We start from the raw sequence: 13,735 nt of genomic DNA, 5'->3' as shown, positions 1-13,735 counted from the left end.
TTATGACTGCTACTCTCAATGAAATCGACTCGAACGAGAAACTTGTCGAATTGTTCGAAAGGTCCGAGAATTCACCGGTCTTGCTCTTCAAACACAGCACGACCTGCCCGATCAGTTCGCACGTCCTGAGCGATGTCCGCGAACTCTCCGCTGAAATCAACGTTATCGTCGTTCAGCACGCGCGCGGGGTTTCGAACGAGGTCGAGACGCGTCTCGGAGTGCGGCACGAATCTCCGCAGGCGATCGTCGTCTCGCACGGCCGCGCCGTCTACCAGGCGTCGCATTATGACGTCTCGAGCGACGAGATCGCCGCAATTCTGGCGTCGGAGGCTGTAAATTGATGAGAGAACCGACGCAGATAGTTGAAGAGAACGATCGCGAGATCTCGATCACCTGGAACGACGGCGTCGTCACACGGCACATTGCGCCGGCACTTCGGCGTGCCTGTCCGTGCGCGTCCTGCGTCAACGAGTGGACCGGCGAAAAGATGCTCAGCGATGCGTCGATTCCGGACGACCTGACTATCACTTCGACGTCGATCGTCGGCCGTTACGCGCTGAATTTCCATTTCGCCGACGGGCACGACACGGGAATTTTCAGTTTTCAGTATCTTCGAAAAATTTCGGAAGACGCCTGACTTTCAGAAGTCTGGTGAAACGAGGGGTCTATGTTGAACGAAAAAGATATCTTCGATGAACGGCAGGAGACGAAATCCGCCAACTACAGTTGCCCGCATTGCCGCGAACGAAACGATTACGACGTGCGCTGGGTCAAACGCACGAAAAAGCGCCAGGCGCCGCGCAATTTGAACCAACAGGACCTTGCAAGGTTCAACAGCTCGCGCGACTATATGGTTCGCGTCGATGATATGCTGGCGTGCAAAAATATGCGCTGCCGCCGCCGGTTTGACATTCCATCATCGCAAACCGTGGTTTTTATCTAGCGGTCCGCCGTTGCAACCGTCCGCGCGATCAAGAAACTGCGGAGTTTCTCGATCGCAGACCAACCGTTGCCGTCGAACCAATCGCCCGGGTCGGGCGAGGACTGTGGACCAAACCAAGTCAATTTCGGATTCCTGATTTGTGATTGCGGATTTCATCTGCGCTTCACGCATCATCAAGTGTTTGGTTTCCGAGTGCAACGAATCGGTTGCTTCCCGGCACTTCGGGCTTCGATGCTTCGCATCAACCGCAAATCCAAAATCCAAAATCCAAAATGCCAAAATCCCCAATCCCCAATCCAAAAACGGTGTTGAGGCTGTCTGAAAAGTCGATAAATTCGCTGAAAGCGAATCAGATAATAGCCTGGGGTGAGCGAAGCGTGACCCCAGGATTTTAGTCAGATGAGAGGCCGACCCTGAAGGGGTCGAAGGTAAGTCGTTGATTGTTCGACCCTTGCAACATCATAATGTCGCGGTGTTCAACAAACGGCCGTACTCGTTTCTTTCGCTTTGCCGCACACTACTTTTTCTTGTCTCGACATCAGCTTTAGTCTTCCATCCGTAATCTGGAGCGTCGATCTTCTTCGCTTTCGAATACGCACGGGCGAGGTCACGATCGTCAAACGCAAACGCTCCGGCTTGATGCATTGCTTCGTTGAGGGCGTCTTCAGCCCTAAGAAGTTTTCCGTACCGCCAGCAATTCCGATTGGGACCGAGCCCATTCGTTTCGACGCCCATCCATCCAGGATTTGAGACGGTTGCTTTGACCGCAACCTTAACTGCAGAACGGGCGCGCACGAGAGCAACCCGAAGCATATGAATAACGCAAAGAACAAGAAGTAATGGTTCACCGGAGTTTCCTGCTTTCGATTATTGAGCCTTCATCCCGGCTCCTGCTTCGACCTATGTTTCCATCAGGATTGTCGCTCATCTTGGTCGACCGGCGTCAGTAGTCCAGGCCTAATTGACCAGCAGGCCCCGAATCGCCTGCGACTTACAGGCATATTCATAGACGCTCTTGCCGTTCTTGTCCCGAACGTTTCGGATAGCTCCGTTCACGATCAACACTCTAGTGATTTCGGGGTCGCAGCTTTCAGCGGATGTCATCAACGGGGTGACACCGGCTCGGTTTGCGAGATTTGGGTTAGCCCCACTCTCCAACAGCAACTTGACGCCTTCATAATTACCAGCAGCGACCGCGTTCATCAATGGTAAATTCCCATCGCGGCCATTCCAATTGGGGTTTGCGCACGCCGCGATCAAGATCCTCGCGATGTCGTTTTGGTAGAGCCAAACGGCCCAACTCAATGGCGTATTCCCATCCTTGTCAATGACATTGACGCTCTGTCCGTTTGTGACTAACCATTTGACAGCATCAATGTACCCCGTTTTCGTCGCGTCGAAAAGAGAATCATCACCCGCAACGAAGGCACGATTATCTCTGATAATCTCAATCGCAATTGGACCGGATTGCTTCGTCGGGCTGAAATAGAATGCCTCACGAGTCAAGGTTCGACTGTAGAACGCCGAAAAATAACCGTTCGACGGGGGCATTGCTGTTCGGTAGAAGTCCTCCTCTGCCTTCGCCGCTTTCTCCGTAACCGTGTAGCCGAAGTTCACCTCGGAACCGCGATCATGCCAAATCAACATCTCCTTGTCGCTAAAGACCCGAATCAAAAGCGCACCGTTTGCATACTTTTCACCCAGTTCTCGGAATACCTTCCGCAGGTTCGGACGATTGAAGTGCGTTTCGGAGAGGAACACATACAGAATCAGACTGTTTTCACTTCGGCCGTCTTTTTTCGTTTTTTCAATTGAGTAGGGGACCGCCACGGACGGTATCCGGGTTTGCGTTTGACCGAATCCGGTGTGAATAAAGACCAACGCAAGCATTATCAGGAGGAGCCTATCGGTCCAGCGGATTTCGCGGCGCATATGAATTGTCGTCATTTCGTTTCTTCTCCTTCGGCCAGTGTGTTCGCACAATCGTTGTCGATCCAGTCGCGCATGGCTCGATCGGCAATGGCGTCTGATCCGTCTCTTCTTCGATTGAAAGCAGTCCAACCTTCGTCGGAATATCGATAGAATCCGTCCATCGGCTGTGGCGGAATCGGCGGAAAAGGAGGGTGTTTTAAGCTAAGTTTTTCAACGACATCGCGGTGTCCGCCAAAGAGAATATGCAGAACTTCGTGAAACACGAATTTTCCACGCTCGGTTGAGGAGACGTTCTTCCCCCACTCAATGAAATCCATAAATATCCGAATACGCCCGCCCAGCGAATCATCGTCGTTTCTCATTCCCCGACCTATGGCACCGTAGCCATCCGTCGATGTTTCGTCGACGATTTGAAGGGTCGAAAGCAGAATAGCTAGCGAGTCATCGCTATCGGCAGGATCTACAATATTGAAATAATCCCTCACAGCAGAGTCCAAGAATAGTCCGCAGTTCTCGTTAGCTAAGAGAAAATCCGCTAAGTCATCAACCAAACGACTTGATAAGTCATCGTCCCGGTTTTCTATTGCAGACTCAACCCACCCCGTATCCTCCATATCAATAATCGGCAATTCATCGATTTTGATATCGACGAACTCGGGACGGAGTTTTGGCTTCCTCATTTCATCGTTACGTTTGGAAGTCGAATAACTGAATCTTGCGAGCAGGCGGCTCGATACTGATTGCGCCGGCGGAGCGTAGCTTGGGGGAGTCGCCGGCGGCGTCGGATCGGGGCCGGGGACGTTGCTCGGCGAGGTTTCATTGTTCGGATTCCAAAAGCCATATATTGCGTCGAGCGAACGCGACAAGTCTTTCAGGATCTGCATCTGACAATGGAACGGAAGCGCGTCAAACGCCCCCCAATCCTTGTCATCGTCGCTAACGGCGCACTGCCACTGCGGGAAATCCGCGTTTCGCATCGCATTTTCGTAACTCGGATCCGGAACCGGATCGGGATCGGCGTTGTAGATCTTCTGACCGAGCGGCTCCGTTTCCTCGACCGATGTCAGCCAGTCATTATCGATCTTGCGCCATGTCGCCGTCGATCCCGTCACTGGATCGGAAGTCAGCCAATGAGGACCGGTCGCGCCTTCTTTGGCGATCAGCGCCCCGCCGGCGAAGATCTTCGTTTCCCACTTCGTTTCGTCCGGCTTGACCGTCGCCGAGGCGATCTCGGAATTCGGATTTGTGATTGCGGATTTTGCCGACGCATCGAATCGCATCAATTGTTTGGTTTCCGAGTCCAACGAATCGGTTGCTTTTGCGCACTTTGCTCGTTAAACCCCGCCTGCGATCCAAAATCCAGCCAAAATGAAAAGAAGGGCGAATCTGATACTCCTTCAACTTGATAATGAGCTTTTGCTCTCATTGCCCCTGCTTAGGACGCTGCTCGCATTTCGCCTCAGGCGGCAAATCCGGAGCAGACAATTCGATTGACATGACTACCTCTTCCCCGGACGCCAGAAATGCCGTTTCGAACATAATCTCTTCATTTTTGGACAAATAAAGAAACCGCCCTTTTACCGCCGGAGAGTCTTCTCGTTTATAGTCACGAGTTTCGGCGGCATACTCGGAGAAAGGCGCGTGTTTCTTTGGAAAGTACACCAATCGCTCGAGTCTTCCAATCGGAATCATGAGTTCGGATTGACCGCGTTTGATCGTGTACGAACAGGCGCTGTACCAAACGTGAACCTCACCAACGTTGTCATCAAACTGGTCGTAAAAGGGAAACCGGGCGCTCGGCGTCCCCAAACTCGTTTCGACAACTTCGCGTGTTGATACCAGAGGCTTGAGATTTCTCCAGTTCAGGACCTGGGCCCGCGTGGTGAAAGAACAACAAGCGAGTAGGACAGCAAAGTAAATTGAGCAGATTTTCATAAGTCACCTCTTCACATTCTGAGTATTGCAATCTCTCTCGAAATTGGAATGAAACCACATCGACCAATTCAAGACATCTTGTTGTGTTTTCCATCCGTAATTCGGACGGTCGATATTTTTAACTTTGGCGTACGCAATTGCCAGGTCGCGGTCGTTATAAGTTAACGCCCCGGCTTGATGTATCGACTCCCCGATCGCGTCCAGAGCGCGCAACAGTTCCTGATCCCGCTTGTATCGTGCCCGAGCGCCTTTCGTAACGTCTTTGAATGGCAGATCGAGATTTCTGACGCCCAATTCTATTACCGCAGTACGGCTGAATATATCTCCCATCGTTTGAGCTCCGCGATCACTGAATTGTCTTTCAAATACCCCATCGCTTTGAAGCGCAACCGCCCAAAAGACGTCGACAAGATTTGTGCTGACAATCGGGTTGTCCTCGCGCTCCGCCGCATTCAAAACATCGCTGATTAGATTCCGGCATTTCTCAGACGAGTCGAGGATCAACTTCATGTCGCTCGCAATTTTCGCCAGTTCAGCGGTCGTTAGCCGACGTGGAGTCTCGGGCCCTAACGGCCCGGTCCGTCGTGAAAGGCCTCCCATCAAATTCGACGCGCCCCAGGATGAGTCTAGCTGAAAGTAGTGCGTGGCTGTCCCGACACAAAAGTCGTTGCCCGGCGCACGGCATTCCTATGTCCGCCACTTCGCCGACATCGGTTCTGCTCATGTTTGGGAGATGTCCGAACTGTTTCGAAAAGAATGCGCCGGACCAGGACCAACTAAAGACAACTCAAAATGCTCCGGAAATTTCATCAGCGTTGTCCTTCGGACTGCGGTTCGCAGTCAAGGTAGTCCAACTCAGTCCGCGGATAAAAGCCAACTTCCGTGATCTTGCCATTGACTGCGTAGTAGAATGCACCGGCGGTTTCATCATCAAAGTAGAGTGCGCCAGTTTGGTCCCTTACTTGTTCGCCCCTGAGTCTCGAAAGATCGATCCCTAACTTCTTCGGAGAAACCGGTTTGTTGAGAGAAAAGCTGATCTCAATCACCGTGTCTTTCGGGACTCTCCAGCCAAGTAATTTGGTTTTTCCGTTCTCAGTTTTTGCAACGCACTCTCCGCTCGCGTATATGGCTGAAAGACTGCCGTCTACCAATCCCCAGGTATCGATCAGGGCGTTTCCAGCAGGTTTCGCAGGGCCGAAAAGCGCGACAACATCCTGTCTCTTAGATTCGAGCAGTCTGATCTGCTTCATCTTCTCGAGCCATTCCGGCGAAGCTGCCGATGTCACGCCAACTGACAGATAGGCGAGTAACCCCAGCAACAAGATTTTGAGTCGAATGTCTTTTTTCATATGAAACTACCAATTGACCGAATACGGATCAATTTTACATTTTGTATTGATTATGGATCTGAAATACCGTGACCGAGCATCGTCCATAGATTCACCTCGCTCGCGGTCCTTTTTCTTCGGCAACGGATTCAACGTCGCCTCATCAGTAGTTAGCGCATTGTAGGCGGCCTTGGCGTACGAGTTGTGGCCCGAAATCCCCTCACGATGGATCGATTCGTGAATAATCGTGATTAGGTAGGTTAAAATACGCTGATTTTTGCCGGGATCGTCGGTCGCCAACGACTGTGCATCCAAACCTATAGGGTATGGACTCTTTTGCCCCTCGGTATACTTGTGGACGCCGTTGAGCCGCTCGCCGGCAACCGTTAGATTAGGGACAACGACAAATCCGCCGTCGTTAACTCGGTCATCGAACACTTCCTCAACGGACTTGTTGATCTCTAGATATTTGAATACGGAATCGAGGAATTTCCGGCACATACCATCATTTTCTCCCAAGAGTGCGACCAGCTTCTTTCGAAGGTCGGCGTTTGCCGGTAAGGGTTCATATTGTCCGGTTTGGCTGGTCTGGCCCGGCGCGGCCCACCCGGTCTCAAGTGGTGCGCCGCCGGGTTCGCCTTTTGCGCCGACGCGGTTGGTGTGCGTTTCGACTCGTATCGGATCTTCATCGTCGCCGGTGTGTTCTCCAGTCTCTTTGGTCGATTTCCGGGTTGAGCCGAGCGTGAAATTCATCAGTCGGCTGAATGCCATCTGATGGCCTGCCTCGTGACCGGCTGAACCGGTTGGAGTTGCCGGGCCGGCTGATCCCGTTGTATGTCCGGTTACTTTGTTGGGATTCGTCTCGGGTTCCTCGATCACGTAATCACCGCCCGTTAGATTTTGGATTTCGGATTTGAGATTTTGGATTGCTTCGAGCATACCAATTCGAAATACTGAATCGCAGTTTTGGGAAATCAAAATACTGCATCGCCCTCATCCGAAATCCGAATTCCAATATCGGATGGCGTTGCCGAACGAGTTGTCATAACTCGGATCGGGAAGCGGATCGGGATCGGCGTTGTAGATCTTCTGACCGAGCGGCTCCGTTTCCTCGACCGCGTTCGACGCTTTCGATCTTCTGCCAGGATGAATCTGAGACAAATATGGTCCGCAAACTATTCAATTTTCACGCGACTATCTTTGAATTCTGAAACTACCCGGTACGCGCTGACCGATACCAGAAACAAGTAAAACAAGCCGCAAGCGAGATCCCAATAGACAGCATTTCGCATAAGAGCGGTGATCGTTTGATCATCGGAAAAATACAGCGCTTTCTGCAAATATATTGATCGAATCGGAACGAGCGCCAGGATCAAGGCAAAGAACGAAAGCAAGCGAAGCCAAGGCATCCCTTTTCCGAGCCCCAATACGACTGCGAGCAAAACACAGGCACAAATCTGGTTGTACGAATATGCGATCAGATCGTAGCCGCTTTCACCGCCGAACCCAAACCCAGCATATTCCGTAACACCGAACGTATAGCCTCGGAAACTGCCTGCCAGGAAGGCGAGCACAATGCAAAGGCCGATAGCCGTGATTTGAAAAAGAGATCGTACGGACATAAATTTACCTATTCACGGAACAGCTCTCGATAATGTCGTTATAGTACGGATAAGACGATAGATCGTGCGCGGCAAACGGATTTGGAATCCCAGTGTTAACAGGCGGAAGAAAAAGCCGTATCGCAGTATCGGTTCTTACGCCGACTTCGTGAATCGCTTCATGCGCTATCACTTCGGCGGTCGGGAACGAACCTTGATCGAAGAAAGCGTTCGGTTTGAAGAATGTCAGAACCGGTCCGGGAAGCTCAAAGATCGTGATTGCTTGACCGTTAAGTTTTTCTTCGCCAATGATCGTTTTCCGTTGCCCTTCCGTTAGCCCAAATTTCGGATTGTTTGACTCTGACCGAAGCATATCGTAGTTTGCCCAAATCAACTGTCCAAGCGGTTCCGTCTCTTCCGCCGCCTTTTGCCCGACGCCGTTCGATCCCGCCCATCGTACCGTTGTGCCGGTGACCGGATCGGCCGTCGTCCAGCGCGAACCCGAATTTGCATTTGCCGTTCCGATCAACGTTCCTCCCGCGAATACCTTCGTGCCGCCGGTGTAGCCGCCGATGGTCACAAGATTTGACCCGAGAACCGATGACCAAACCTGAAAGACCTTTGGCGTTGCTTCAAGCACTCCCGACGGCGGATCGTCTTTCGGGCTCGTACCGTCAGCTCAAGAGTATTTCTCATTCGTTCACCATCGATCGCTGAATTGCTGTGAGCCTCGATATTGTTCATCCATCGCTCAGGAATTTCAAGTAAATCCGTCTGATCCAGTCAGCGAGCGGCGGCTCGACGGGAGATCGTTTCGAAGTGATCGAATTTCCGCTTGTTGACAATTCTATCGAAGATGTTCCGTCGAATGAAGCAGAATAGGATCCGGCATGAAGCACGAGGTTCCACTCTTTTTGCTTCATCTGTCTCACTGACGCCGATTCAATTGTGCCAGACTTCTGGACATGCTTGAAAAACTGCCGGCTTATTTCTTCGACTTCATTTTCACTAACCCGGATTGATCGTCTTTCATATCTGAGCTTTATGAGTATTTCGTCGAGCCCTGCCTTACGATTTTCCTCCTGTATTCTCTCGATCGTTCGCTTTTGCGCCGAGCCGATTACGCGGGAAGTGTGGGTTTCAAACACGAATAGGATCTTCTTCGTCGCGGGCGTGTTCGCCGGTGTCTTTGGTCGGCTTTCAGCTTGCGCCGATCGTGAAGTTCATCAAACGGCTGTACGCCATCTGATAGCTAGTCGCTGAACTGGCGGGACCCGATTGAAGTTGCCGGGCCGCGGATCACGTGAGATGGGGGGAAACAACAAGATGCGACAAGTTAAAGGTGATTTCGTCGGCGAATTAGACCAAGTCTTTCGAATCTTCTTGGTTACCGGGTATAGCGGCCGGGCAACCGGAGGCGACCATCTTGGATCAAGGACGAAGGTTTCTATCTCGATCTCATCCCGGAATCCGCCCACAACGACCTCAACGGGCTGAGTTTTGATCGATCTCAGAGCCCATGCAACGTATTTCTCAAGCTCCCGCGTTACCTCGCTGCATTTTGCCGTGCGTCGTTTCCCGCAATAAACGAAAACATAGCCTCTTTTTGACGGGGTAGCGCGGAGCGCGGCGACGGTCATTGGTATCTCAATGGTAAAGTCCGCGTTTCCGGGTATCGTGATTTTCTCGGTCTTCGGATATCGATCCGAAACCGGATTGTAGGTGGGAAAACCCTTGCAACGGGGCGTAGGCTCGCTGAGTGGCGGTACTTTGATGATTGAGACGACGTACTCAGCGCTTGAATCAAGTTCATATGTCAGTCCGCTCACCTCATCAAAGAAGAACTGCTGCGCGATATCGTTTGTGTAAGGGAAGTACCTTCCAGTTCGAATGTCATCCGGCGGTTTCACGAAATTCGAGTCGTATTCCAGCCGAACGCTGGAGACGACATCCGGTTCAACGTTCCAGCCTTCCTCGCAGCGTTTTGTGATGAAAGAGACGGTGAATCGACCGCTTTCCGTTGGAATTTTGACTGACCACTTGTTTGATCCGGAAACAGGAAAACGACGCTCGATCTCGAGCCGCTTCGTTTTGAGCAATTTGACTTGAAGCGGCTCAAACTGTGCGTGAACAGTGCCGGTAACGCCAACGAATAATAGGATTACAATCAGAATCGTTGTGATTTTCATATTTCCTCGAGAAGACGATCAAAGCCCACAGTGTTTCCTGAGAAAACTCCCAAAGACCGGTGCTTCTTGCTCATCTGTTCTTGGCGTGCCCGTTAACGTACTATCCGCAGCCAAAGCGGCTAGATCCATTTCAGAGTGGTTTATTGTCTTGTTAGTGCCCGCAGCATGTATCAATTCCTCGATCAGCCTCCGAGTGAGTTGCATTCTTGCGGCCTGGCGATTCTTTCTAATTTGCGTCTTTGACAATGGTCCTGAATAGCCTCTGACGCCTGCCTCGGCTTCAAAAACATAAACATACATTTGCATTCCGTCGCCAAATTGTTTAATCCGACCATCAGGACGTCGGCCAGGGTCACCGAATGTGGCTCCGCCTCCGCCTGCGATGGCCCCCGAGACTTTCCCGTCCCAGATCCTCTGATACTGCGCATTTATTTCGGATATTGTCGAATCAAAAAACAGTCCGCCACCTCCAGATTGAGTGGAAATATTCTCGAAAAGATCAAATATGTCACTGGCTCGTACAGGGTTACTGTATCCGACCGGCTTTGAGTCAATCTTCCTTAAGAGTTCGTTTATCTTCTCTTTACAGGTGCCCTTGACAACCTCCTCTAATGCCGAAAGCGCATCGGACGTACTGGAAAACTTGACAGTGACCGTGTCATCGCCAGGCTCAACCCATCCCGTTTCGAGTGGTGCGCGGGAAGTATGGGTCTCAACACGGATGGGATCTTCATCGTCGCCGGCCTGTTCGCCGGTGTCTTTGGCTGGCTTGCGGGTTGCGCCGAGGGTGTAGTTCATTATGCGATTGAACGCCCTCATGTGGCCTGTCTCGTGACCGGCTGACCCGGTTGGAGTTGCCGGGCCGGCTGATCCCGTCGAATGTCCGGATACTTTGTTGGGGTTCGTCTCGGGTTCCTCGATCACGTAATGGCCGCCTTCGAACGATCTCCGTTTGATCTCGGCAAACTGGCAATGCCACGGCATCGCGTAGAAGTTACCGTAGAACTTCGACGGCATCTGGCATTGCCACTGCGGGTAATCAGCATTACCGACCGAGTTGTCATAACTCGGATCGGGAAGCGGATCGGGATCGGCGTTGTAGATCTTCTGACCGAGCGGCTCCGTTTCCTCGACCGAGGTCAGCCAGTCATTGTCGATCTTGCGCCATGTCGCCGTCGTTCCGGTGACCGGATCGGAAGTCATCCAATGCGGGCCGGTCGCGCCTTCCTTGGCGATCACCGCGCCGCCGGCGAAGATCTTCGTCTCCCACTTCGTTTCGTCCGGCTTGACCGTCGTCAGATTGCTGCCGAGAACCGTCGACCATACCTGATACATCTTCGGCGCGGCCGTCAGCGGTGAATTGGGCGGCGAGTCGTTTACGTGATAGGTCTGAAAGCCTTCCCTTCTCGATCACCGGCCGGCCGTCGCCGTCGAAGACGTATTCGCTCAAATGTTCCTGGATCATGTTCAGCACATTTCCGAATTTCCCCTTCCTCTTGACGAACATCCGTGTCCGTCGTCCCGATGCGTCGTAGTTCGTGTCAACATACGTGTGCGGGTCCGACTGAACGTCGCCCTGCCGGATGATGTTCCCGGCGGCATCATAGTTTCCAACAAACGGCGTGATCCGCCCGTTGACGTAGGTTTCGGCAAATCCCGAATCATTCTCCCAATGATTGGTTTGTCTGTCGTTCATCATCGAGAACCCGTCATACCCGATCGACTCTTCATAAACGCGCTTGTTCTGGTTGTTCGTCCCAACGCCCATTCCGAACTGCGCAAAGGTCAGCCGTCCGGCGAAATCGTACTTCATCGTCCGGTCCCATTTTTCATCGAGCAGGTCGTTTTTCGCCGTCACCCGCGAGTCGTTGCCGTGCGTGAAATCGACCTTCATCACGAATCCGTTCGGTTTTGTGACTTCGTTGTGGTTCACCCGCAACCGGTTGTAATAGCCGAGTTTGATCTCCGGAGTCTCGGTCGGAAGCAGGTAGTCGATCTGCTTGATCCCGCCGAAGGCACGATATTGGATGTTGCCGGCGTAGTTTCCGGTTCTATTTTCGGTTGCCGTTGACCGAATCGCTCGCCCAAATCACTAGCAATCTGTTTGCCAGTAAGTGCGCAGCTATTGCGGAGTCATTCAATCCGAAAGATCATTGGTTCGGTAACAACCGGGTCGGTCAGAACATGCCCGATCGCCGCAAGGGCCCGTGTCTCTTTTTCGCTTTCTTTACCAAATCGCCAAGTTTCGACCTGACGCATAAGAACGTGGATTCCGGGAGTTAAACGACTCTTCAAGAATGGGATTCGGAACAGTAGTTCCTCGGAGTACGTCTGTTTACCAGAGATCGTCGCGAAATCGTCAATCGAAAAAGTCGGTTCCGCTCTCGTGTTATCCGTCAAGACAGACACGCTGCTGTTTAGTTCAAACTCCTTCTTGCGGGCTTCCGCCTCAGATTTTGAAATCCAGAAATGTGAAGCTGAAACCCATCCTTTGTAGATAAAATGGGGATCGTCCCATCATTGGAAAATGTCAACTTTAGCTTAAACTCAAGGGTCGAAACCTCTTCATCTCCGCTCTCAATCGACTTCTTATCCAGTGATTCGGTGCGAATCTCTACATTCTCCGCGGCATTCCGCGCCGGAAAGGGGCTCTGGCTCCAGACCGAATTGGCTAATACCGGGATTGCAATCAAGCAAAGAAATACATTACGGCAATTTTCATGCTTCCTCACTTGAACCGAATCGGCGATGCCAATGATCCCGCCTGCAATCCTTTCGTAAAATGACAACCCATTACACTCTAGAATGGTGACAACTCGACGGCCAGTTGAGGCGTTTCCTTATCTCTAGCGATTACGAACTTCGGCGTTTTGCCGAGGATTTTCGGATATAGCGCGTTTCTTGAATAGACGTATTTCTGAAACTCAAAACTCCACTCTCCCTCGGGAAGCATTATTCGCATCTCAGAGGACTCAACATCCGCGTTGGGTTCAATCGTCGGGGCGAAGCTCTCCTGGTAAACCAAGCGTCCCTTCTTGTCCAGTAGCCGGACCCACAGTTTCTCCCAATCGGAAGCTGTCAGATTCCTTCGGCGAAGGGCAAGCTTAACGTGCACATCTCCGAACCAATATTGAACGGGTACGTCGCCGACGTCAAACGTCTCCGATTTGCCGATATCGAACCGTTTACCGACGTAATACTGATCCATCTTAAAGACACTCATAAACGGCGGATAGATCAAGAAAGCGTCCGTGTGTGTTCTCGGCTTCGAAACGCTCGTGTAAAGGAAGAGGCTTTCCTGAATAGGGCCCGCAAACGTAATTCGAAATCTCCCGTTCTCTCCGCTCTCGCCCGAGGCTAACGGGAAGCCACCAAAGCGTCCGATGTTGACGTCTGCTCCGCATACTGGTTCACCATTCGTTCCGACAACTCGACCAGTCAATGTTGTGATATTCAACGAATAAGCAATTGTGCTTAAGAACGAGATTGCCAGAATCAGATGAATACGTCGGAGATATGAAATAGCCAACTTCCTCATTGGTCTAGTGTTCAAATTAGCTTTCAGCATTCCTAGTCCGATTTGCGATTGCATCAATTTCCTTCTTACAATCTCCATTTCCCTCTCCTGTATCCTTAATTTTATTGGTATTCGAGCTGCTTTTACTGGAATCTCCGCCATCGTCTTCAATCAACGTGTTCCCGGATAAGGCTTGTAAATCATATGGGCGAGTTCATGTAAGATCTGCAGAATTCGAGACTCAAAGGTGTTCGCGTCATATCCGCCGATTTTCGCACGAGATTGCCCGT

Annotated in this window: 14 protein-coding genes; 3 read left to right on the top strand and 11 right to left on the bottom strand. The window is 51.6% G+C overall.

Features of this window, described 5'->3' with window-relative positions; translation table 11 throughout:
- The first annotated feature begins 2 nt into the window (after nucleotides 1-2).
- The 3 genes from ytxJ to IPN69_09265 are packed head-to-tail and all read left to right on the top strand — an operon-like array spanning nucleotide 3 to nucleotide 943.
- Nucleotides 3-341, top strand: coding sequence for a bacillithiol system redox-active protein YtxJ (ytxJ, locus tag IPN69_09275; GenBank protein ID MBK8810906.1), 339 nt, complete (start codon nucleotides 3-5; stop codon nucleotides 339-341).
- Nucleotides 341-637, top strand: a complete 297-nt coding sequence (locus IPN69_09270; GenBank protein MBK8810905.1) for a DUF971 domain-containing protein — start codon at nucleotides 341-343, stop codon at nucleotides 635-637. The genes ytxJ and IPN69_09270 overlap by 1 nt, the downstream gene beginning before the upstream one ends.
- A 30-nt stretch (nucleotides 638-667) precedes the next feature.
- Nucleotides 668-943, top strand: coding sequence for a hypothetical protein (locus IPN69_09265; GenBank protein ID MBK8810904.1), 276 nt, complete (start codon nucleotides 668-670; stop codon nucleotides 941-943).
- A gap of 957 nt (nucleotides 944-1,900) precedes the next feature.
- On the opposite strand, the gene IPN69_09260 is transcribed toward IPN69_09265, so the two are convergent.
- The 11 genes from IPN69_09260 to IPN69_09210 all read right to left on the bottom strand — a co-directional run bounded on the left by IPN69_09260 (nucleotide 1,901) and on the right by IPN69_09210 (nucleotide 13,616).
- Nucleotides 1,901-2,890: an ankyrin repeat domain-containing protein gene (locus IPN69_09260; protein ID MBK8810903.1), complete on the bottom strand. Its 990-nt coding sequence runs from the start codon at nucleotides 2,888-2,890 to the stop codon at nucleotides 1,901-1,903.
- On the bottom strand, nucleotides 2,887-3,987 hold the full coding sequence (locus tag IPN69_09255; GenBank protein ID MBK8810902.1) for a hypothetical protein: 1,101 nt from the start codon (nucleotides 3,985-3,987) through the stop codon (nucleotides 2,887-2,889). Before IPN69_09255 ends, IPN69_09260 begins: the two co-directional genes overlap by 4 nt.
- 310 nt (nucleotides 3,988-4,297) lie before the next feature.
- Nucleotides 4,298-4,810, bottom strand: a complete 513-nt coding sequence (locus tag IPN69_09250; GenBank protein MBK8810901.1) for a hypothetical protein — start codon at nucleotides 4,808-4,810, stop codon at nucleotides 4,298-4,300.
- A gap of 3 nt (nucleotides 4,811-4,813) precedes the next feature.
- Complete coding sequence (locus IPN69_09245; GenBank protein MBK8810900.1) at nucleotides 4,814-5,320, bottom strand: hypothetical protein; 507 nt, start codon at nucleotides 5,318-5,320, stop codon at nucleotides 4,814-4,816.
- Between the two features lie 299 nt (nucleotides 5,321-5,619).
- The gene (locus IPN69_09240) at nucleotides 5,620-6,159 is read right to left on the bottom strand and encodes a hypothetical protein (protein MBK8810899.1); all 540 of its coding nucleotides are present in this window, start codon (nucleotides 6,157-6,159) and stop codon (nucleotides 5,620-5,622) included.
- Nucleotides 6,160-6,165: 6 nt separating this feature from the next.
- Nucleotides 6,166-6,891 (bottom strand): hypothetical protein, encoded by a 726-nt coding sequence (locus IPN69_09235; GenBank protein MBK8810898.1) that lies wholly within the window; start codon nucleotides 6,889-6,891, stop codon nucleotides 6,166-6,168.
- A gap of 240 nt (nucleotides 6,892-7,131) precedes the next feature.
- Complete coding sequence (locus IPN69_09230) at nucleotides 7,132-7,299, bottom strand: hypothetical protein (protein ID MBK8810897.1); 168 nt, start codon at nucleotides 7,297-7,299, stop codon at nucleotides 7,132-7,134.
- A 14-nt stretch (nucleotides 7,300-7,313) separates the two neighbouring features.
- The gene (locus IPN69_09225; protein ID MBK8810896.1) at nucleotides 7,314-7,712 is read right to left on the bottom strand and encodes a hypothetical protein; all 399 of its coding nucleotides are present in this window, start codon (nucleotides 7,710-7,712) and stop codon (nucleotides 7,314-7,316) included.
- Between the two features lie 52 nt (nucleotides 7,713-7,764).
- On the bottom strand, nucleotides 7,765-8,379 hold the full coding sequence (locus IPN69_09220; GenBank protein ID MBK8810895.1) for a hypothetical protein: 615 nt from the start codon (nucleotides 8,377-8,379) through the stop codon (nucleotides 7,765-7,767).
- 1,567 nt (nucleotides 8,380-9,946) lie between these two features.
- The gene (locus IPN69_09215) at nucleotides 9,947-11,263 is read right to left on the bottom strand and encodes a hypothetical protein (protein ID MBK8810894.1); all 1,317 of its coding nucleotides are present in this window, start codon (nucleotides 11,261-11,263) and stop codon (nucleotides 9,947-9,949) included.
- Nucleotides 11,264-12,728: 1,465 nt separating this feature from the next.
- Nucleotides 12,729-13,616, bottom strand: a complete 888-nt coding sequence (locus IPN69_09210) for a carboxypeptidase regulatory-like domain-containing protein (GenBank protein MBK8810893.1) — start codon at nucleotides 13,614-13,616, stop codon at nucleotides 12,729-12,731.
- Nucleotides 13,617-13,735 lie beyond the last annotated feature (119 nt).

Source organism: Acidobacteriota bacterium (assembly GCA_016715115.1).
Lineage (GTDB): Bacteria > Acidobacteriota > Blastocatellia > Pyrinomonadales > Pyrinomonadaceae > JAFDVJ01.
The sequence above is the reverse complement of the archived record's forward strand: the minus strand, read 5'-3'. Positions and strand labels throughout refer to the sequence as shown.

Bases quoted from the DNA above. Each gene is read 5' to 3' on its own strand.
- IPN69_09270 (MBK8810905.1), top strand. From the start codon at position 341: ATGAGAGAACCGACGCAGATAGTTGAAGAGAACGATCGCGAGATCTCG.
- ytxJ (MBK8810906.1), top strand. From the start codon at position 3: ATGACTGCTACTCTCAATGAAATCGACTCGAACGAGAAACTTGTCGAA.
- IPN69_09245 (MBK8810900.1), bottom strand. From the start codon at position 5,320: ATGAAGTTGATCCTCGACTCGTCTGAGAAATGCCGGAATCTAATCAGC.
- IPN69_09240 (MBK8810899.1), bottom strand. From the start codon at position 6,159: ATGAAAAAAGACATTCGACTCAAAATCTTGTTGCTGGGGTTACTCGCC.
- IPN69_09235 (MBK8810898.1), bottom strand. From the start codon at position 6,891: ATGAATTTCACGCTCGGCTCAACCCGGAAATCGACCAAAGAGACTGGA.
- IPN69_09265 (MBK8810904.1), top strand. From the start codon at position 668: ATGTTGAACGAAAAAGATATCTTCGATGAACGGCAGGAGACGAAATCC.
- IPN69_09250 (MBK8810901.1), bottom strand. From the start codon at position 4,810: ATGAAAATCTGCTCAATTTACTTTGCTGTCCTACTCGCTTGTTGTTCT.
- IPN69_09260 (MBK8810903.1), bottom strand. From the start codon at position 2,890: ATGACGACAATTCATATGCGCCGCGAAATCCGCTGGACCGATAGGCTC.
- IPN69_09215 (MBK8810894.1), bottom strand. From the start codon at position 11,263: ATGTATCAGGTATGGTCGACGGTTCTCGGCAGCAATCTGACGACGGTC.